This is a genomic window from Streptomyces canus (assembly GCF_030816965.1).
Classification (GTDB): Bacteria; Actinomycetota; Actinomycetes; order Streptomycetales; family Streptomycetaceae; genus Streptomyces; species Streptomyces canus_E.
Window position 1 is genome coordinate 10,317,733 of the sequence record NZ_JAUSYQ010000002.1, and the last position, 18,418, is coordinate 10,336,150.

The 18,418-nt window shown below is 71.3% G+C and carries 21 protein-coding genes and 3 pseudogenes; 18 read left to right on the forward strand and 6 right to left on the reverse strand.

Features of this window, described 5'->3' with window-relative positions; genetic code table 11:
* Positions 1-101: 101 nt before the first annotated feature.
* The 9 genes and pseudogenes from QF027_RS48410 to QF027_RS48445 all read left to right on the forward strand — a co-directional run bounded on the left by QF027_RS48410 (position 102) and on the right by QF027_RS48445 (position 9,031).
* Positions 102-977 (forward strand): alpha/beta fold hydrolase, encoded by an 876-nt coding sequence (locus tag QF027_RS48410; RefSeq protein WP_307082048.1) that lies wholly within the window; start codon positions 102-104, stop codon positions 975-977.
* Between the two features lie 156 nt (positions 978-1,133).
* On the forward strand, positions 1,134-1,859 hold the full coding sequence (locus QF027_RS48415) for an alpha/beta fold hydrolase (RefSeq protein WP_306972422.1): 726 nt from the start codon (positions 1,134-1,136) through the stop codon (positions 1,857-1,859).
* 149 nt (positions 1,860-2,008) lie between these two features.
* A complete protein-coding gene (locus tag QF027_RS48420; protein ID WP_306972421.1) occupies positions 2,009-2,863 on the forward strand; it encodes an alpha/beta fold hydrolase in 855 nt (284 codons plus the stop codon).
* A gap of 165 nt (positions 2,864-3,028) precedes the next feature.
* Positions 3,029-5,956, forward strand: a complete 2,928-nt coding sequence (locus QF027_RS48425) for an FAD-binding and (Fe-S)-binding domain-containing protein (RefSeq protein WP_307082050.1) — start codon at positions 3,029-3,031, stop codon at positions 5,954-5,956.
* A 17-nt stretch (positions 5,957-5,973) separates the two neighbouring features.
* The gene (locus QF027_RS48430) at positions 5,974-6,819 is read left to right on the forward strand and encodes a fumarylacetoacetate hydrolase family protein (protein ID WP_307082052.1); all 846 of its coding nucleotides are present in this window, start codon (positions 5,974-5,976) and stop codon (positions 6,817-6,819) included.
* Between the two features lie 125 nt (positions 6,820-6,944).
* Positions 6,945-7,406, forward strand: a pseudogene (locus QF027_RS48435) (MFS transporter); the annotation flags it as partial.
* A gap of 160 nt (positions 7,407-7,566) precedes the next feature.
* Positions 7,567-8,145, forward strand: coding sequence for a Dps family protein (locus QF027_RS48440; protein WP_306972417.1), 579 nt, complete (start codon positions 7,567-7,569; stop codon positions 8,143-8,145).
* A 91-nt stretch (positions 8,146-8,236) separates the two neighbouring features.
* Positions 8,237-8,584, forward strand: coding sequence for an ATP-binding protein (locus QF027_RS49935; protein WP_373431999.1), 348 nt, complete (start codon positions 8,237-8,239; stop codon positions 8,582-8,584).
* Entirely contained in the window at positions 8,585-9,031 is a 447-nt protein-coding gene (locus tag QF027_RS48445) for a hypothetical protein (RefSeq protein WP_307082054.1), read from the forward strand. It abuts the gene before it with no gap.
* Positions 9,032-9,212: 181 nt separating this feature from the next.
* Here QF027_RS48445 and QF027_RS48450 read toward each other — a convergent pair whose 3' ends face one another.
* On the reverse strand, positions 9,213-9,644 hold the full coding sequence (locus QF027_RS48450; protein ID WP_307082056.1) for a hypothetical protein: 432 nt from the start codon (positions 9,642-9,644) through the stop codon (positions 9,213-9,215).
* 679 nt (positions 9,645-10,323) lie between these two features.
* Here QF027_RS48450 and QF027_RS48455 point away from each other — a divergent pair.
* The 4 genes from QF027_RS48455 to QF027_RS48470 all read left to right on the forward strand — a co-directional run bounded on the left by QF027_RS48455 (position 10,324) and on the right by QF027_RS48470 (position 12,872).
* On the forward strand, positions 10,324-10,815 hold the full coding sequence (locus tag QF027_RS48455) for a helix-turn-helix transcriptional regulator (protein WP_307082058.1): 492 nt from the start codon (positions 10,324-10,326) through the stop codon (positions 10,813-10,815).
* Positions 10,816-11,049: 234 nt separating this feature from the next.
* Positions 11,050-12,117 carry a helix-turn-helix domain-containing protein gene (locus tag QF027_RS48460; protein ID WP_306972412.1) on the forward strand — a complete coding sequence of 356 codons (1,068 nt, stop codon included), beginning with the start codon at positions 11,050-11,052 and terminating at the stop codon, positions 12,115-12,117.
* 58 nt (positions 12,118-12,175) lie between these two features.
* On the forward strand, positions 12,176-12,433 hold the full coding sequence (locus QF027_RS48465; protein ID WP_306972411.1) for a hypothetical protein: 258 nt from the start codon (positions 12,176-12,178) through the stop codon (positions 12,431-12,433).
* A 49-nt stretch (positions 12,434-12,482) separates the two neighbouring features.
* Positions 12,483-12,872, forward strand: coding sequence for a hypothetical protein (locus QF027_RS48470; RefSeq protein ID WP_307082060.1), 390 nt, complete (start codon positions 12,483-12,485; stop codon positions 12,870-12,872).
* Here QF027_RS48470 and QF027_RS48475 read toward each other — a convergent pair.
* Positions 12,834-13,142 carry a hypothetical protein gene (locus QF027_RS48475; protein WP_307082062.1) on the reverse strand — a complete coding sequence of 103 codons (309 nt, stop codon included), beginning with the start codon at positions 13,140-13,142 and terminating at the stop codon, positions 12,834-12,836. The two genes, QF027_RS48470 and QF027_RS48475, sit on opposite strands and share 39 nt — an antisense overlap.
* 152 nt (positions 13,143-13,294) lie before the next feature.
* Between QF027_RS48475 and QF027_RS48480 the strand changes: the two genes are divergently transcribed.
* Both QF027_RS48480 and QF027_RS48485 read left to right on the forward strand, forming a co-directional pair.
* The gene (locus tag QF027_RS48480) at positions 13,295-13,447 is read left to right on the forward strand and encodes a response regulator transcription factor (protein WP_307082755.1); all 153 of its coding nucleotides are present in this window, start codon (positions 13,295-13,297) and stop codon (positions 13,445-13,447) included.
* Between the two features lie 190 nt (positions 13,448-13,637).
* Entirely contained in the window at positions 13,638-14,075 is a 438-nt protein-coding gene (locus QF027_RS48485) for an alpha/beta fold hydrolase (protein WP_306986410.1), read from the forward strand.
* A 195-nt stretch (positions 14,076-14,270) separates the two neighbouring features.
* Here QF027_RS48485 and QF027_RS48490 read toward each other — a convergent pair whose 3' ends face one another.
* Both QF027_RS48490 and QF027_RS48495 read right to left on the reverse strand, forming a co-directional pair.
* Positions 14,271-14,750 (reverse strand): MaoC family dehydratase, encoded by a 480-nt coding sequence (locus QF027_RS48490; RefSeq protein ID WP_306972409.1) that lies wholly within the window; start codon positions 14,748-14,750, stop codon positions 14,271-14,273.
* Positions 14,751-14,761: 11 nt separating this feature from the next.
* Complete coding sequence (locus tag QF027_RS48495; RefSeq protein ID WP_307082063.1) at positions 14,762-15,727, reverse strand: hypothetical protein; 966 nt, start codon at positions 15,725-15,727, stop codon at positions 14,762-14,764.
* Positions 15,728-16,020: 293 nt separating this feature from the next.
* Here QF027_RS48495 and QF027_RS48500 point away from each other — a divergent pair, with 293 nt between their 5' ends.
* Entirely contained in the window at positions 16,021-16,275 is a 255-nt protein-coding gene (locus QF027_RS48500; RefSeq protein WP_306972407.1) for a WhiB family transcriptional regulator, read from the forward strand.
* Between the two features lie 16 nt (positions 16,276-16,291).
* Here the strand turns inward: QF027_RS48500 and QF027_RS49940 are convergent.
* Positions 16,292-16,418 (reverse strand): annotated as a pseudogene (locus QF027_RS49940) (transposase); the annotation flags it as partial.
* On the opposite strand from QF027_RS49940, the pseudogene QF027_RS48505 reads away from it, so the two are divergent.
* Positions 16,415-16,675, forward strand: a pseudogene (locus QF027_RS48505) (transposase); the annotation flags it as partial. The pseudogenes QF027_RS49940 and QF027_RS48505 overlap by 4 nt on opposite strands.
* On the opposite strand, the gene QF027_RS48510 reads toward QF027_RS48505, so the two are convergent.
* A complete protein-coding gene (locus QF027_RS48510) occupies positions 16,593-16,889 on the reverse strand; it encodes a hypothetical protein (RefSeq protein ID WP_306972406.1) in 297 nt (98 codons plus the stop codon). The pseudogene QF027_RS48505 and the gene QF027_RS48510 sit on opposite strands and share 83 nt — an antisense overlap.
* Before the next feature lie 547 nt (positions 16,890-17,436).
* On the opposite strand from QF027_RS48510, the gene QF027_RS48515 reads away from it, so the two are divergent.
* Positions 17,437-18,327 carry a helix-turn-helix transcriptional regulator gene (locus tag QF027_RS48515; RefSeq protein WP_306972405.1) on the forward strand — a complete coding sequence of 297 codons (891 nt, stop codon included), beginning with the start codon at positions 17,437-17,439 and terminating at the stop codon, positions 18,325-18,327.
* Positions 18,328-18,418 lie beyond the last annotated feature (91 nt).

Below are 18,418 nucleotides of genomic sequence, written 5' to 3' on the forward strand. Positions count from 1 at the left end.
TCGACCGCAGAGTGACCGGTCCGTCACCGACAGGGGTGCGGCATGTCTGTCTCGACGTTCCAGGTCAAGAGCTCCCGTCCCTCTGACATCTGCGAGTCAGCATGACAGTTCCGACCGACATCAGGCATCACACCGCGACGCTCAACGGAATCAACCAGCACTGGGTGAGTGCGGGGCAGGGACCCCCGGTCTACCTGCTGCACGGCTTCCCGGAAACCTGGTACGGCTGGCGCAAGCAGATTCCGGTGCTGGCGGAGAGGTACACGGTCATCGCGCCGGACCTCCGCGGATACGGGGACACCGAGAAGCCGGCGTCCGGCTATGACAAGCGCACGATGGCCAATGACACCTTCGCTCTGATGAATCACCTGGGCCACGACAAGATCGCCTTGATCGGTCATGACCGGGGCGCGCGCGTAGGCACGCGCTTCGCGAAGGACTTCCGTGACCGCGTCGACCGGTTCGTCGCCATGGACAACATCCCGACCAGGGTCATCGCCGACACCTACGACGTGGCCATGGCCCGGGCCGGCTACTGGTTCTTCACCTTCCTTCAGGTCCCCGACCTGCCCGAGGCGCTGATCGCGGGCAACGAGGAGGCGTGGCTGACGCACTTCTACCGCAGTTGGTCCTACAACCCGGAGATGCTGTCGGCCGAGGAGATCGACGTCTACGTGCGCGCCTACCGGCAGCCGGGAGCGGTCCGCGGTTCGTGCATGGACTACCGCGCGGCAGCCCAGGACGTCGCGCAGGACCGCGAGGACGAGGACCAGCCCATTGACTGCCCCGTGCTGACGATCTGGGGCGAGGACTTCAGCGCCGTCGGCAAGGCGTACGACGTCCTGGACGTCTGGAAGGGCATGGCGCGCGACGTCCGCGGTGTGGCGATCCCCGAGTGCGGGCACCTCTGCCAGGAGGAGAAGCCAGAGGTCGTCAACGCGGAGCTGCTGGCCTTCCTGGAGGGCTGGAACGGCTGACTGTCCCGCCGTCGCGCGTGGCGGGAACGCATCGCTCTTGAGCAAGGGGCGAGACACATAGAGACAACTTCCCCTCATCTCCCGACAGTAGATTTCCTTTCAGCTGATCACTCAGCCGATCACCATTTCCCTGAGCAAAGAGAAACGAGTCAGACCATGTCCCGTTCCGAGAAGCCGACCGTCGTCCTGGTGCATGGTGCGTTCGCGGACGCGTCCAGCTACTCCGCCGTGATCCCCGAACTGCTGAACCGCGGTCTGAAGGTCGTGGCCCCGGCCGTTCCCAACCGCAGCCTGATCGGGGACGCGGCGTACGTGGCCTCCGTCGTGCGCCAGATCGAGGGCCCGGTCGTCCTGGTGGGCCACTCCTACGGTGGTGCCGTGATCACGGTGGCCGGTGTGGAGGACAACGTCCAGGCGCTGGTCTACCTGTCGGGTTACGCCCTGGAGGAAGGCGAGAGCCTCGGCGAGCTGCAGGGCCGCTTCCCCGACTCCGACCTGGCCGCCGCGCTCGTCTACACGCCGTTCCCGATCGAGGGTTCGGACACGCCGGGCACGGACGTGTCGGTGCAGGTCGACAAGTTCCCGGCGATCTTCGCCGCCGACGTGGATCCCGAGCTGGCGAAGGTGCTGGCGGTCTCGCAACGCCCCCTGGCCGCGCAGGCCTTCGCCGACGCCGCCCCGGCCGCCGCGTGGAAGTCCAAGCCGTCCTTCGGCCTGGTGTCCTCCTCTGATCACACCATCAACCCGGACGTGGAGCGCTTCGGCTACAAGCGCGCCGGCATGACCACCATCGAGGTCAACTCCTCGCACCTGGTCATGCTCGCCCACCCCAAGCAGGTCGTCGCCTTCATCGAGGAAGCCATCGAGGCCACCTCCAAGTAGACCGGTCCCCCTGCGACCGGTCCCCCTGCGACCACCAGCAGTACCTCTCAGACGGTCCTTCCCGCCGGGCCGCCTCCGGGCACGGTCATGGGCCGTGGGCGTGGGGCTGCCCGCCCGGCGGGCGGACAGCCACGAGCAGAAAGAGAACGATGAACGACTCGATTCCGCGCCGCACCGTGACCGTGTCCATGGTGGCCGGGGCCGCCGCCCTGGGCGCCACTGCGATCGCCCACGCGGCCCCGGCACAGACGCCGTCCGCTACCGGCACCTCCACGAGCCGGGGGGACCTCCCCACCATCGTGCTGGTGCACGGCGCCTTCGTCGACTCCTCCAGCTGGACCCCCGTGGTGGAGCGGCTCCAGCGCAAGGGCCACCGTGTCGTGGTCCCGGCGAACCCGCTGAGAAGCGTGGCCGGCGACGCCGCGTACATACGCAGCGTCCTCGACAGCATCGAGGGTCCGGTCCTGCTGGCCGGGCACTCCTACGGCGGTTCCGTCATCAGCCGTGCCGCGGTCGGCTACGCCCAGGTCAAGGGCCTGGTCTACATAGCGGCCTTCGTCCCGGACGTCGGCGAGAGCGCCGCCGCGCTCAGTGACAAGTACCCCGGCAGCTCCCTGGCCCGGACCACCGTGGTCCAGCAGTACCCGCTCGCCGGCGGCGGGCAGGGCGACGAACTGGTCATCCAGCAGGACCTGTTCCCGCAGCAGTTCGCCGCGGGCGTCGACCGCACCACGGCCCGGACGATGGCGGTGGGCCAGCGTCCGATCACGGTGGCGGCACTGAACGAGCCCGCTACCGCGGCGGCCTGGAAGAACCTGCCCACCTGGTACCTCATCGCCACCGAGGACCGCAACATCCCGCCGAAGGCGCAGCGGTGGATGGCCTCGCGCGCCAAGGCCCACACGGTCACCGTCTCCGCTCCGCACGCGGTGGCGGTGAGTGACCCGCGTCCGGTGGCCGACCTGCTCGACCAGGCCGCGCACGCCTGCCGCGCCGGACACTGACGGGACGCGCCGGCCGAAGCGGACTCCCACGGGCGTCCCGCCGTACCACCGCGATCTGTCCACGGTCGCGACGGGTCACGTTCTGACGACGACATGGCACCGCCGCCCTGTCACCGCCGACTCGGCGGTGACAGGGCGGTACCGGCCCGAAGAAAGGAACACCGCATGCCGCTGCTCGAACCGAAGCCGGGGAAGCTGCGCCCGCACCCGGCGCAGGGCCCGGCCGTCGACCGGGTCGCCGACGACCGGGCATCGGGTACTCCGGACGGTCTGCGGAACGCCCTCGCCCTGGAAGTGGGCCCCGACAAGGTCCTGCACAAGATATCCGACCTGGTGCGCTACGCCTCCGACGCCAGCCCGTACCGTCTGGTGCCGCGCGTCGTCGTCATCGCCGAGGACGTCTACGACGTCTCCGCGGTGCTGCGGCACGCTCGCGAGCACGGCCGGCACGTCGTCTTCCGCGCGGCCGGCACCTCCCTCAACGGCCAGGCCCAGGGCGACGACATCCTCGTCGACGTGCGCCGTCACTGGACGGGGGTGCAGGTGCTGGACGACGGCACCCGGGCACGGATCAGGCCCGGCACGACCATCGGCCGCGCCAACATCACGCTCTCCCGGCACGGGCGGCTGATGGGCCCCGACCCGGCCAGCTCCAGCGCCGCCTGCGTCGGTGGTGTCGTCGCCAACAACGCCTCCGGCATGACCGCCGGCACCATCCGCAACTCCTACCGGCTTCTGTCCTCCCTGACCGTGGTGCTGCCCTCCGGAACGGTCGTCGACACCGGGGCGCCGGACGCCGACGCGCGGTTCCGGGAGGCCGAGCCGCGGCTGCACGCGGCCCTGCTGTCGCTCAAGGAGGAGATCGAGCACGACGGCGAGCTGGTCGCGCGCATCCGCGCCAAGTACGAACTGAAGAACACCAACGGCTACCGGCTGGACGCCTTCCTGGACGGCACCACCGGCGTGGAGATCCTGCGCGGGCTCATGGTCGGTTCCCAGGGCACGCTCGGTTTCATCGCCGAGACGGTCTTCGACACCGTCCCCCTGGACCGCAGGACCTGGACGGCGCTGCTGTTCTTCCCCGACCTGCCCGCCGCCGCGGCGGCCGTGCCACTGTTCAACCACGCCGGTGCCCGCGCCGTGGAGCTGATGGACGGCAGCACCCTGCGCGCCTGTGCCGCGGTGGACGGGGTACCGGCTGACTGGCGGGAGGTGCCGCAGGAAAACACCGCGCTGCTCGTCGAGTTCCGGGCCGCGACCGAAGAGGAGCACTTCGCCCACCGCGAAGCCGCCGCGCGGGTCGTCGAGGGACTGGAACTGGTGACGCCCGTGCCGTCGGTGACGAACGCCTTCGTCGCCGACCCCGCCACGGCGCACGCCTACTGGCACGCCCGCGAGGCGTTCATGACGGCCGTCGGCAAGGCCCGCCCCACCGGCACCACCCTGATCACCGAGGACTTCGCGGTCCCGCCCTCCCACCTGGCCGAGGCGTGCCAGGCGCTGCTGGAGCTGCAGCGGCGCCACGGCTACGACGCCGCGGTGGCCGGCCACGCCGCCCACGGCAACCTGCACTTCCTGCTCGCCCTCGACGCCGCCCGCCCCGACGACGTCGAGCGGTACGCCGCGTTCATGGACGAGTTCTGCGCCATGGTGACCGACCGGTTCGACGGCTCGCTCAAGGCCGAACACGCCACCGGCCGCAACATGGCTCCCTTCCTGGAGGCCGAGTGGGGCTCCGTCGCCACCGACGTGATGTGGCGGATCAAGGAGGCGTTCGACCCGGACGGCGTGCTCGCCCCGGGCGTGGTGCTGGACCGCGACCCCCGGGCCCATCTGAAGCACCTCAAGACGATCCCCACCATCGAGGCGATCGCCGACCCCTGCATCGAGTGCGGCTTCTGCGAACCTGTCTGCCCCAGCCGCGACCTGACCACCACACCCCGGCAACGCATCGTGCTGCGCCGCGAGATGCTGCGCCAGCCCGCCGACTCACCCGTCACCGACAACCTGCTCGACTCCTACGGCTACGACGCCGTCGACACCTGTGCCGGGGACTCCACCTGCAAGATCGCCTGCCCGGTCGGGATCGACACCGGTGCCATGATGAAGGGGTTCCGCCACCGGCGGCACGGCGGACAGGCCGAGCGGAACGCCGAGCGGGTCGCCCGGCACTTCGCCGCGGTGGAGAAGTCGGTGCGCGCCACTCTGGGCATCGCCGAGCACGTCGACGACGGCCTGCTGAACCGCGCCACCCGGCTCGCCCGCAAGGCGGTCACCCCCGACCTGGTGCCCGAGTGGATCAGCGCGATCCCCGGCCCCGCCTCCTCGCGCCTGCCCGCGACCGACCGCCGGGGCGCCGCCGCCGTCTACTTCGTGGCCTGCGTCAACCGGATCTTCGCCGGCCCCGAGGGCGGGGAGAAACTCTCCCTGCCGGAGGCCGTGGTCAAGCTCTCCGAGCGGGCCGGCCGCCCCGTCTGGGTGCCCTCCGACCTGACCGGATCCTGCTGCGCCACCATCTGGCATTCCAAGGGCTACGACGACGGCAACAGGTTGATGGCCAACCGGACGGTGGAACGGGCCTGGGAGTGGACGGAGGGCGGCCGGCTCCCCCTGGTCGTCGACGCCTCCTCCTGCACCCTCGGCATCGGACACGAGATCATCCCGTACCTGACACCGGAGAACAGACACCGGCACGAACGGCTCGACGTCGTCGACTCACTGGTGTGGGCCGCCCGTGACCTTCTGCCCGGCCTCACCGCCCACCGCAAGGTCGACAGCGCGGTCATCCATCCCACCTGCTCGATGCGGCATCTGGGAGACGTGGGACAACTCGACGAACTGGCCCGGTTCGTGGCCCGCGAGGTGACGGTGCCGGTCTACGCGGAGTGCTGCGGCTTCGCCGGGGACCGAGGCATGCTTCACAAGGAGCTGGCCGAGTCCGCCGCCTACCTCGAGGCCGACGAGGTCGTCGCGGGCGACTACGACGCCTACCTCTCGGCGAACCGCACCTGCGAGATCGGCATGGAACACGTCACCGGCCGCCCCTACCAGTCGGTCCTGCTGCTCCTCGAACGGGTCACCAGGCCCGCCTGACCTGCCCAAGGAACATCATGCGCATCGCCAACCTGTCCGGACGGCTGGTCCTGGTCGTCGACGACCGGGCCGTGGACGTCCACGAAGCCAGCGGCCACCGCTTCCCGCCCGACCCGCAAGCGATCTACGACCGGTGGACCGACTTCCGCGCCTGGGCGGCCGACGCCGAGCTCGGTCCGGGCCGGCCCTTCGACCCGGTCGACCTCGGTGCTCCCGCGCCGGCCCCCCGCCAGCTCCTCGCCATCGGGCTCAACTACCGGGACCACGCCGACGAGGCCGGGTTCGGCACGCCCGAGGGCATGCCCCCGGTGTTCACCAAGTTCGCCAGCAGCATCACCGGGCCGGTGACCGATGTGAAGCTGCCCGTGGGCGGCCGCACCGACTGGGAGGTGGAACTGGTCGCCGTCATCGGCCGCCCGGCCCACCAGGTCCAGGAGAAGGAGGGCTGGTACCACGTGGCTGGCCTGACCGTCGGCCAGGACCTGTCGGAGCGGGTGCTCCAGATGAGCGGCCCGGCCCCCCAGTTCGGGCTCGCCAAGTCCTACCCCGGCTTCTCCCCCATGGGTCCCGTCCTGGTCACCCCCGACGAGTTCGACAACCCCGACGCCCTCGAACTGACCTGCACCGTCAACGGGGAGCAGGTGCAGCACGGCTTCACCCGGCAGCTCACCTTCTCCGTACCGGCGCTGGTCTCGAAGCTGTCCCAGGTGCTGCCGCTCATGCCAGGCGACGTCATCTACACCGGTACGCCCTCGGGAGTCGGCCTCGGCCGCACACCCCAGCGCTGGCTGCGCCCCGGTGACGAACTGGTCAGCTCGATCCGGGGCATCGGCGAGCTCCGGCAGCGGCTGCTGTCCGCATGAGGTCCGCGGCGATGGACGGGACGACCGGTCCGGACCGGGGGCGGGCTGCGCCCGGTGAGGCGGCGGCGCCTGCCGCCGCGGGCGTACCGGGCCGGCTGATCGTGCTGCCGGCCGTGGCCTGCGGCATGACGGTCGCCAACCTCTCCTACGCGCAGCCCCTGCTGTCCTCCCTGAGCCGGGTCTTCGGCATCGGCACGGCCACCGCCGGCATGCTGGTCACCCTCACCCAGGCCGGCTACGTCATCGGCATGCTCTTCCTGGTGCCGCTCGGTGACCGGCTGGAGAAGCGGCGCCTGGTCACGGCGCTGCTGTCGGTCACGACCGTCGCGCTCGCGGTGGCCGGCCTCGCCCCCGGCTTCCCGGTGCTGCTCGCCGCCGCTCTCGTGCCCTACGCGGCGAGCCTCGCCCTCGACGAGACCCGGGGACCGGTCGTGGACCGGGTGATGAGCGGACTGCTCACCGGCATCCTCCTCTCCCGTACGGTGAGCGGCCTCGTCTCGGACACGGCCGACTGGCGGGCCGTCTTCCTCGGCTCGGCCGTCCTCATGGCCGTCCTCGCGGTCAGCCTGCGCGCGGCCCTGCCCGAGCAGGCACCGACGGAGCCGTACTGGGCGCCGCCGTCCCGCTGCTCACCCTGGCCTACTGGTCCACCGAGCGGCGTGCCCGTCCGGGCACCCCCGTTCCCGTCTGACCGCCACTGCGGAACAGACCCCCGCAGAACACCACCGCCACCACAGGAGGCAGAACATGACCATCAGCACCGCGAGCGCACACGGCAGCCAGCCGCTCCTGCACCAGAAAGGCGAGGTGATCCAGGAGTTCGGCACGGTCCGGCAGTACCCGCTCGGCCTCTCCCACGACGCCCGCATGTACTCCTGCCAGCGACTGAACAAGGCGCTGGCGGACACGCAGATGCTCTACAGCCTCTACAAGAAGAGTCACTGGCTGATGCGCGGCGCGACCTTCTACCAGCTCCACCTTCTGCTCGACAAGCACGCCGGCGAACAGCTCGAACTCGTCGACACCATCGCCGAGCGGGTGCAGACGCTGGGCGGCGTGGCGGTGGGCGATCCTCGGCACGTCGCCGAGCTCACCTCGGTCCCGCGGCCGCCCGACGGCGTCGAGGAGGTCCCGGCGATGATCTCGCGCCTGCTGGAGGCGCACGAGACGATCCTCGTCGAGGCGCACGACGCGGCCGCCCGCACCGTCGAACTGGGTGACGACGGCACCAACGACCTGCTGGTCTCCCAGATCATCCGGACCGGGGAACTCCAGGCCTGGTTCCTGGCCGAGCACCTGGTCGACACCCCCCTCGTGCGCGCCTGACCCCTGCCACGCCGGCCGGCGTGGCAGGGCGGCGCCTGTCGCATGCTGGGAAGGAGAACACCGCGCCGTGCCCCCGTTTCCGGAAGCCAGTGTGAACCGGTTCGCGAGGCGGGCGCCGTCGGACGGCACGCAGGGCGAGTCCCTTCCGCTGCGCGGCAGGGAGGCCGAACTGGCGGCTCTCGGCGCCCGGCTCGGCGCCCTGGCACACGGCCGTGGCGGCGTTGTGTGCGTCGACGGCGCGCCGGGCGCCGGAAAGACCCGGCTGCTGGCCGAGGCGTACATCTCGGCCAGCAGGGCGCGGCGTGCGGGCACTGCGTGCGGGCGCGGACCCGGACGAGCACTTCGTGCCGCTCGGCCCCCTGCTGGGCCACCTGTCGTCCGGCGCCGGCCCGTTGCTCGGCGAAACGCCCGTCCACGTGTCAGGGTCGCGCCCGGCTAGGTGCTCCTGCAGGAGTTGCAGGAACGGCTGGAGCGGACGGCACTGCAGACGCCGCTGCTCCTCGTCCTCAACGACGTCCAGTGGTGCGACGGCCTGATGCTGCTGGCCCTGCGTGCGCACCCTGTCGACACGGCTGTGGTCCCAGTCGATCCTGTGGGTGGTTGCGGCGGTACGGACGACACCCTCGACCGGCTGCGGCGGGCGGGCGCATACGAGCTGAGCCTCGGCCCGCTCGCGCCCGCGGCGGTCGACGGGTCACCGAGGACATCCTGGGAGCGGCCCCCGGCCCTGACGTCCTCGACCTCGTCCGCCGCACCGGGGGCCTGCCCCTGCTCCTGGTCGAACTGCTGGGCGGACTGCGGGACGAGGGCGCGGTCACCCTCAGGGACGGCCCTGCCCGGCTCACCGGGTCCGCCCTTCCGGCCCGTCTTCAGGCAGGTGCCGTAGCCCGCCTCGACACCTTCTCCGCGCCGGCCCGCGAGTCCGCGCCGCCGCGGCCGTGGGCCGGCCGATCACCGTGGACCTGCGCTGTGCCGCAGACCCGCCCGCCCTGGTCACGGCGGGCGTGAAGCCCTCGACGTGGCCCTGCTCGTCGAACGCGACAGCCGACTCTGCTTCCGCCACGATCTCACCGCGAGGCCGGCCTGCCGCTCTTCGCACGTCGCACCTGCGCCGCCGCGCCGTCAACGTGCTGGACAGAGCCGAGACCGGAGACCGGCCGGCCGTCGAACGGCTCCGGGACGCGACGGCGGACCTCGCGGCCACCCCCCGCCTCGGCGGCCGAACTCAGCGAACGGGCCTTGTGCCTCACGGCCCAGAACGCCAGGGAACGGCCCTCGATCGCCGTGGAGACGATGGCGCTGTTGTGGCGGACCGGACAGGGGCGCGCGCCCGCTCCCTGGACGACTCGATGCCCGCCGGCAGCATGCGGGCGGCGGAAGAGGCCCGTGCAAGGCTCACCCTCGCCCGGCTGGCCGGCCGCTACGACCTGGCGGAAGCGGTCCGCCAGGCGCGGGCCGGCGCGGAACTCCCCGGCATACCGGCGGTACTGATGGCGCACCTGAGCCCAGCCTCTCCGCGGTGGGCGACCTGGAGGAGACCGCCCGGGCCGCCGTGGTGGCGCTGCGGGCGGCGCGCGAGGCGGGAGATACGGCGGCCGAGGCCATCTCGACGGCGGTGGACTCGCTCGTACGGTTCTACCGATGGGCCGCCCTGTGGGTCCGCGAAGGCGCTGCGGCTGTCCGAGACCGGGGTGCGGGAGGCCCGGCGGCACGGTCAGGCCGCGGCCATGTTCCTCCGGCTGACGAACCGGTCGCGTGTGCTGTTCGACGCGGGCCGGCTGGCGGACGACCTGGGCATCACCGCCTTCGCCGACGCCATGCTGCTGCACACGCTGGTGCGGGTGGCCGTCCACTGCGACGAACGTGACGCCGTGCGCGAGGACGCGCTGCGGGTACGACCCATGCTGATGGACGAGACACCGCTCGTCCGCAACGTCGGTGCCTGGATATCGGCGCTGGTGACGGAGTACGAAGGCAGGTCCAGGCAAGCCATGCGGGCGCTCGACGAGCCCCTGGGCCCGCAGGCCGGCAAGCGGCTCGCGCTCGCCAGTCCGGACGACCCCGCGGACGCCGCGGTCCTGGTCCGCACGGCGCTGCGGGTCGGAGAGCACGAGCGCGCCGCGGCAGCGGTCGCCCACGCGGAACTCGGGGCCGCGCGCAACCCGGCCATCAGGGTCCTTGCGGCGGCCGCCCGCCTACGCCCGCGGACTGCTGGACAACGATCTCGGCCACCTGCTGCGGGCGGTCCGTCTCTACGAAGACTGCCCGCGGAGCCTGGCCTGTGCCTCGGCCCTGGAGGGCGCCGGGCGGAAGTCGGCGGCCACGCGCCGCTTCGCCGCTGTTCCCCACCTGGACGCCGCGCTCGCCCTCTGCACCGAGGCCGACGCCGAACGGGACCTAGCGCGCGCCCGCCGCAGGCTCCACGCGCTGGGCGTCCGCCGGCGTACGACGCCCGCGGGCAACGCGTCGGGCCGGGCCGAACTGACCCGGTCCGAGGCCGGTGTCGTACGGCTCGTCGCCGAGGCACCCGCAAACCGGCAGGTGGCGGAGCGGCTGTCCCTCTCCCCACACACGGTCAGCTCGCACCCGCGGCGCGCGTTCGCGAAACGTGACGTCATTTCGCGCGCCGACCTGACCCGGTCGGCCGCCGACGGCGAACACGGAAAGTGACCACTTCGTATCACACGGCATCGGGGCGTCCGGTCCGGGCGCTCGTGACGGAGGACGAGGCAGCGTGGTACCCGGCGCGCACATCCGAAGTATCCGGTTCTCACACACCGTAATTAGCACATTCGCGTGAGGCGCCGGGACCGGCGGACTTGGCACGGTAGCCGCAGGTACACCGGCCGAGGAGCGAAGAACGTGACGTCGGATGTCGCATCACCGGGAACGAGGAGACAACAGATGGGAGCCTTCCGCACCACCGAAGGAGTGCCCGATCACAAGAAGCCGTTCTACTGGCACGAGGCCGTCGAGGGTGCGTTCCCCACGGCCGAGGTCTCCTTCCCGGAGGGGGACTGCCGGGACACACTGCGGACGTCCCGGCTCGGCCCGGCGCGGGCCGTCACCTTGCAGGGCGCGCGGATGCGCGTGCGGTGGCCTGCCTCCTCGGTCACCTCCGGCGGCGAACAGTCCCTGGTTCTGGTCACACCGGTCGAGGGCACCGTCGTGGTGGACCAGGGCGACGGGGCGGCCCGTACCGATCCCGGCGGGATCGCGCTCTGCGACCTGGCCCGCCCGACCAGCATCGACTTCCCGGCCGGCCACCAGGTGCGCTGCCTCATCGTGCCCCGATGGCTGCTCGGTCTCACCGAGGCCGACCTGCTCCGGCTCACGGCGGCACCCATCCAGCCGGACACACCGCCGGGGTTGCTGCTGTCGCCGATGCTGGCCCAACTGGTGGCCACCGCGCCCACCTTGTCCCCGGGCACGGGGGAGGCGCTGGTGCGGCATGTCGTCGACCTCATCTCCGTCCTGGCCCTGGAGCGGCTGCAGGGGGAGGCGGACGACGTACCGGACACCGTGCGGTACCTGCTGCCGCGCATCCTGGAGCACATCGACCGCCGCCTCGACGACCCGGACCTGAGCCTGGAGTCCATCGCGCGGGCGCACGCCATTTCCGTCCGCTACCTGCACCGGATTTTCGAGTGCGCGGACACCACCGTCAGCCGGTGGGTCCAGCGCCGCCGGCTCCAGGAGTGCCGCCGGGACCTGGCCCGGCGGCAGACCGCGGGACTGACCATCTCCGCGGTGGCTCACCGGTGGGGCTTCGCCAGTGCCGCTCACTTCAGCCGCACCTTCCGGGCCATGTACGGCATGTCCCCGGCCGAATGGCGGCGCTTCGCCCTGGACGGTGTCCGCGAGACCGTGCCGGACCGCCCGGCGGAGGCCCGCGAAGCCGTGGTCGGACTGCTGTCCCGCGCCACCGGTCCCTGTCCGTCCCGCGGTGGTGCGGGCGCCGCGGCGGCCTGAGGGAGCGGACGGCACGGCGGACGGCCTCAGTCGGGTGCTGGTGAACGGGGAGGCGTCCGTGACAGCGGAGCGAGTGCTGTCCAGAAGCGGGCTGCGCGGTCGCGAGACGGAACCTGAGCGGCTGGGCGCGCTGGTCGCCTCGGTGGCGGACACCGGGGACGGGGCCACGGCCCTGATCCGGGGCGAGGCGGGTATCGGCAAGACCGCCCTGCTCGGGTATGCCGCCGAAGTGGCCGGGAAGGCCGGCTTGTCGGTCGGTCTGCGGGCTGGAGGAGGTCGTCGCGTGCCGGCACCTGGACGACTTCGCCGCCGGTGAGCGCCTGCTCCAGCGGCTGACGCTCTGCGGCACACCGCACCGCCAGGCCATGCTGCTGTGGACCCGGGGCCGGCAGCACCTGGTGCTGGGACGGCTTGACGACGCCCTCGCGGACTTCGTCGCCATGGGGCGCCTCGAAGACGATGTCGAGGTGCCCGTCCACCAGGTGCACACCCGGGTCCTCCGGTCGCGTATCGCCCTGCTGCGCGGCGACCGGGCCGAGGCGGAACGGAACCTCGCCACAGCCCGGGCCGGGATGGCGGCGAGACCCAGCCCGGGCATCGTGGCGGTGGTGCGCTGTCCGGAGGCGGCGCACGCCGACGCGGACGGTGACGCCGGACTCGCCGCCGACAGGGTCCGGCAGGCGCAGCGGTACGGTCCGCTCATACGTCGGCGGCTGTTACGTACCTGGATGGCCGAGGCGGTCCGGATCGCGTAGCGCGGAGCTGACCGCGAACTGGCCGACGACATCGCCGCGCAGGCCGAGGAGCACGCCGGACGCAATCCGCAGGTGCCCACCGCCGTCGGCCTGGCCGCGCAGGCGCGAGGTCTGGTGGCGGGCGACCGCGACCTGCTGCGCCGTTCCGTCGCACGGCTCACCCCCGGCCCGAGGCCGTTGGAGCTGGCCGACGCCCTCGGTGATCCGGGGGAGGCGTTGCTCGCGGCGGGGCAGCGGACGGAGGCGGTGGAGGCGCTGACCGACGCCCACGCACTTTTTGCCCGGTCGGGGGCACACGCCGCGGCGGCGCGCGTACAGGAGTTGCTCACGAGCACGCGCACCCGTGGCCGCCGCACTGCCGGACGGCGTCTGAGAATGACTGGGAGTCGCTCACGGCCGCGGAGCGGAAGGGCGCGCGGCTGATCGCCCAGGGGCACACCAACCGGTCGGCTGCCGAGCTGCTCGTCGTCTCACCTCACACGATCAACACCCACCTGACTCCCATCTTCCGAAAGATTTCGGTCAGCTCACGTGTGCAGCTCGTCCACGCGGTGATGGCGGCGGTCGGCAACTGAGGTGTGGTGCCTGGTACGTTCACGCGATTCCAGCACCGCCCGAGGGGCTTGACTGGACTCACACTTCATAAGACGTCATGGACATGCTTGAATCCACCCCGCCGACCGGCACCGTCGTGCTGGTGCACGGGGCGTTCACCGACGACTCGGTGTGGTGAGAGGTCGCGAGTCCTGGAGGTCCACGGGCTCGGTGGTGTGCACCCCGGCGCTCGGGCTGCGGAGTCCCTCCCAGGACGCCGCCCTCCTGAGGGACGTGGTGCGTCGTGCGGACGGCCCCGTCGTGCTGGTCGGTCACGGTTACGGTGGTGCCGTCATCGCTCATGCCGCCACCGGTGCCGACCACGTCGTCGCGCTCTGCTACGTCGCGGCGTTCGGTTTCGACGCCGGTGAACGTCTGCTGGACGTCATCAACCGGTTCGCCCCCATGCCGCAGGCGAACGCGGCCTGGACCACCGACCTGCCGGGCGACGAGGCCGTCCTCGAAGGGCGGGAGCTGTACCTGTGCGTGGAGCGGTTCCCGCAGGCCTATGCCGGGGACCTGCCGCTCTCCGTGGGCGCGGCGCTGGCGCAGGCGCAATGCCCGCTCGCCATGGGCGCGCCGGCCGACAGGTCGGGGCCGCCGGCCTGATACGCCATCGCCGGCGCCGATCAGCTGCTCAACCAGACCGCCCAGCGCTTCATGGCACAGGGCATGGCGGCCACCGAACGCGTCCTGGACGGTTCGCACGCCCTCCTCCTGTCCCACCCGCACGCCGTGGCGGAGATGATCAGGGAAGCCGTGGCGCGGAGTGGTGGACGGCGCCCTCGCTGACCGGCGCGTTCCTCATCCGAGGCGCAGCAGGTACTTGTGCCGGCCGGACAGCACGAGCTCACCGCGCTGGTTGTGGACGGTGGCCTCGGTGGTGACGACGCCGTTGCCGTCCTGCGGTTCCAGGTCGGTGATGGTGAGGGCCGGGTACAGGGTGTCCCCGGAGTGCACCTCCTTGAGGAAACTGCAGGACAGCTCGAGGAAGCTGATGAACACCTCGCCGATGAAGTGAGGGAACAAGGTGGCGCCCGGCGCGGTGAACGCGAGCACCTGCAGGCCGTGCACGACCGGTGCGCTGTGCCCGTGCCGACGGGCGAACTCCGCGTCGTAGTGGATGGGATGGTTGTCCGCGGAGACTGTCTGGAAGGCCGCGGCGTGGGCGTCGGTCAGAGTGCGGCTGGGCGCGCGGAAGACCTCGCCGACGCGCAGGTCCTCGAAGGTCCGGGCGGGGACCACCGCGAAGGAGGCGGGATCGAAGGGTTCGGGTGTGGTCATGGTGTCCTCACTCACTTGTGCGGAAAGACGCGGGCGGCCAGGAGGTTGGGGTCGTCGTTGGTGAAGTAGGCGCCGCTGGCGACGTAGGCGGTGGTGCCGCGTACGGCGAGCGAGGTCGGGTTCTCGATACCGTCGGTGTCGGTCAGCACGGTGGTGTGGGTGCCGTCCGGCCGGATCAGGGCGACCTCGTTGTCCGCGTTGATCGCGGCGAGAAGTGTGTCGCCGCGGCCGGTGAAGGCGAAGTCGTCGATGTTCGCGAGGCCCTCCGCCCGGGTCTCCACCCGGCCGACCGTGCCATGCCGGGTCACCGGGATGCGGACCACGGTGCCCTTGTCGAGATTGGAGACCCACACCGCGCCGTCGTGCGTCTTGATGCCGTTGGCACCGAGGAAACCGTCGGCCGCCAGCTCGGGCGCGGTGCTCCACCGGGTGGGGATGCCGCCGGTCACGGGCACCCGCCAGACGGTGCCGAGGACCGAGTCGGCGATGTACAGCCGGTGTTCCTCCCGGTCCAGGGTGAGTCCGTTGGGCAGGGCGGTGGCGGGCAGCGCCGCGATGCGGTGCGGGGTGCCGCCGGGACGCAGGCGCCACACACCGGTCAGGTCGGCGCTGCCGGTGGCGTAGACGAAGTACAGCGTCCCGTCGTCGGTGCGCACGACGCCGCCGAGGAACGGCTGAGTCAGCGCGGGGGTGGTGGAACCGGCGGGCGGCTGGGGCAGGGTGGCCAGGACGCGGACCTTCCCCTGGGGGCTTATCCGGGCGACCTGCCGGTTGTAGGCGAAGGTGACGACGACACTGCCGCCGGGCTCCAGGGTGATGTTCTCCGGACGCTGGCCGTCGGCGATGTCCAGGTGGGCCACGAAGCGTACGTCCGGCCCGGGGACGGCGGTTGCCGGGACTGCGGCGGTCAGCGCGAGGACCGCCGCCACGGCCGAGGCCAGAAGGCCGGTACGTAGGCGGTGCGGGAGATTCGGCATGCTGCTTCTTTCCGTTGGTGCTCGGTGCGGTGTCCAGGCCGTCGAGCGGTGCCTTGATCGGAGGTCGTGCTCCATCAAAGGCCGGACGCAGGACCCTCGTTGCACTCTCGGTGCACCGTGTAGGGCCCGTCCGTGCACCGTGTGCACCGTGTGCGACGCGTCGGTGCGCCGACCGGCTCCCGTTCGCGCTGAGTCAAGCCGCCGTGCGTCAGCGGCCAAATCCCGGTAAGGCAGGGCCCTACTGTCGCGGACAGAAACCTCCGCAATCCGGTGGGAGACGGAAGGAGAGAGCAATGAGGGCACGGACCAAGCCGCTGGCGCGGGTGTGGGAATGGCAGGGCGACGCGGCGTGCCGCGGCATGGACGGTTCGGTCTTCTTCTCGCCCCCGGGGGAGCGGGGAGCGGCGCGCCGCGAGCGCGAGGAGGCGGCGCGCGCGATCTGCCGCACTTGTTCGGTGAGTGGTCCCTGCGGCCGCTTCGCGCAGGAGTCGCAGCAGTACTACGGCGTCTGGGGCGGACGGACGGAGGGAGAACGGCGCGTGAGATGACGGGAGATGTGCCCCTTCGCTTGCGTTCGTCGGCGGCGTGCTCGTTCGCCAGATGATGTGCGGCGGATCACGCTGCTGCGCTCCCTGTGGCTGGCGTGGTCGGTACCGTAGAGGGCGAAGTAGCGCAGGGCGGTGAACTGGGCTCAGCCCCATTGAATACTCCTCGGGCCGTCGAAGCACGCGTCGACTCAACCAGGGCGGCGACCGGAAGGCCAACGCCGCCCTGCACCGGATCGTGTGGACCCGCCTGCGCTTCGATCCCCGCACTCAGGCGTACTGCGAACGCCGCACTCAGGAGGGCAAAACCCGACGTGAGATCATCCGATCCCTCGAGAGAAATGCCGCCCTGCCAGCTCAGCGCTGCACGTTTCGAGTCGCCGTTGGCGTACCCAGCCTTTGACCGAGGTGCCCTGCGCGTGGAAGAGCTTGTGCAGATAGCGCAGGGAGATGTGGTGCTCGGCGGCGAGCATCTGGGGAGAGAGTTCTGGTTCGCCGAGGCGGGTCTCGACGGAGGCGTTGATTCGCTCAAGGACTGTTTCCGGCCCTGACTTGGCTGGCGGCCGCGCGTCTGTGGGCAAATGTTCTTCGGCCAGGGTGGAGAGGAGGTCTGCCACGGTGCGGGCGAGTCTCCCGCGGACGGGCGGTGAGGCGGAGTCGATCTCCTGCGCCGGCCCGGACAGGAGCGGAAGTATCAGCGCGGGCGGGCTGTCGGGTGTGTCGCCGATGGCCCTTGCGGTGAGTTGGCGTATCTCGGGCTCGCCCAGCCTCAGCATCGGGCGGGGAGCCATCAGGACATGAGCTCGGGCTCCGGCAGGACAAGGGTGAACGGTCGGCTCGCGTCGTAGAAGGCCAGGACTCCAGGGTCCAACTGTGCGGAGCGGCCGTCCTGGAACAGGAGGGCCGAACCCCGGGTCCAGATCGACGTAGGCCCTCGAAAGGGCCTGTTTCCAGGCCGACATCCTGTTCGCGGGGCTGACAGTGTCCGTGGACAGAACCGTGTGCGGCACGTCAGCTGCCAGGGGCGCGTTGCTCGGCATGTCATCCGTCCTTCTCGTGGGAGCGTCGGCTGTGTTCGTGTTGCAGCCACTCGGTCGGGGACGTGCAGTACTCTCTGGCGGAGCATGGACGGCGGCCCGGTCCGCCGCCGATGACGCCTTCTGGATGGCCGCAGAGGCAGGCGCGGACAACGTCACCGTAGGATCACCGATCCTGCAAGCCACCCTGCGGGCCGCCGGTGGGGACCACGAGGCCGCGCGTGCGCAAATCAACGATGCCGTTCGTGGTATCGACCTGCGCAAGTCCCGTAGCCCGTACCTTCGTTACCGCCACGCGCTTGGCATGGCGGCCCGTGCGGAGGGTGACTACAACGCGGCGTACGAGCAGTTGCGGCGCGTCTTCACCCAGGACTTCCACCCCGCACCCGTGCACTACCACGCTTCGTACTACTACCTCGCCGATCTGGCCGCCGCAGCCGTCCGCGCCGGCCGGGCGGACGACGCCCGCGCCGTGCTCCGCGCAGCTGAAAAGATCCTGGGCCTGTCCCGCTCTCCTCGGTTGGACGCGATCCTGCACCGCGCTTCGGCCCTGCTGAGCGGTCCCGACGACGCGGAGGCCCATTTCCGTGCGGCGATCGCCGGCTCGGCCAACGTCCGGTGGCCTTTCGAGTACGCCCTCGCACAACTGGACTTCGGCGAATGGCTGCGGCGGCACCGACGGGCCGCAGAGGCACGCCCCCTGCTCAGCACCGCCCTTGAGATCTTCGAGCGGCTCGACGCCCGCCCCTGGACCGAGCGCACCACTGCCGAACTCCGCGCAGCGCGCGTCGCCGTGGCGGATTCCGCAGCGTGCGAAGCCGTGGCCGACCTGACGCCGCACGAGCTGCAGATCGCCCAACTGGCCGCAGAAGGTCTGACCAACCGGGACATCGGTGCCCGGCTCTACCTGTCTCCGCGCACCATCGGTTTTCATCTGCACAAGATCTTTCCCAAGCTCGGCATCACCAGCCGTGCCCAGCTGCGCGACGCTCTCGGTCATATGCCGCGGTCGGACTGACGCGGCCGACGAGCTGGCAGCGCCGTGCTCGGCGGAGGTCCGGCTGTCCGTCGCCCTCCGACGCTCCGGCTCTTCCGGCCGGCCGAGTACG

Coding starts and splice junctions, on each gene's coding strand:
- QF027_RS48470 (WP_307082060.1), top strand. CDS start 12,483: ATGCTGCTGTGGACCCGGGGCCGGCAGCACCTGGTGCTGGGACGGCTT.
- QF027_RS48515 (WP_306972405.1), top strand. CDS start 17,437: ATGGCCGCAGAGGCAGGCGCGGACAACGTCACCGTAGGATCACCGATC.
- QF027_RS48490 (WP_306972409.1), bottom strand. CDS start 14,750: ATGACCACACCCGAACCCTTCGATCCCGCCTCCTTCGCGGTGGTCCCC.
- QF027_RS48460 (WP_306972412.1), top strand. CDS start 11,050: ATGGGAGCCTTCCGCACCACCGAAGGAGTGCCCGATCACAAGAAGCCG.
- QF027_RS48500 (WP_306972407.1), top strand. CDS start 16,021: ATGAGGGCACGGACCAAGCCGCTGGCGCGGGTGTGGGAATGGCAGGGC.
- QF027_RS48430 (WP_307082052.1), top strand. CDS start 5,974: ATGCGCATCGCCAACCTGTCCGGACGGCTGGTCCTGGTCGTCGACGAC.
- QF027_RS48415 (WP_306972422.1), top strand. CDS start 1,134: ATGTCCCGTTCCGAGAAGCCGACCGTCGTCCTGGTGCATGGTGCGTTC.
- QF027_RS48420 (WP_306972421.1), top strand. CDS start 2,009: ATGAACGACTCGATTCCGCGCCGCACCGTGACCGTGTCCATGGTGGCC.
- QF027_RS48495 (WP_307082063.1), bottom strand. CDS start 15,727: ATGCCGAATCTCCCGCACCGCCTACGTACCGGCCTTCTGGCCTCGGCC.
- QF027_RS48410 (WP_307082048.1), top strand. CDS start 102: ATGACAGTTCCGACCGACATCAGGCATCACACCGCGACGCTCAACGGA.
- QF027_RS48440 (WP_306972417.1), top strand. CDS start 7,567: ATGACCATCAGCACCGCGAGCGCACACGGCAGCCAGCCGCTCCTGCAC.
- QF027_RS48425 (WP_307082050.1), top strand. CDS start 3,029: ATGCCGCTGCTCGAACCGAAGCCGGGGAAGCTGCGCCCGCACCCGGCG.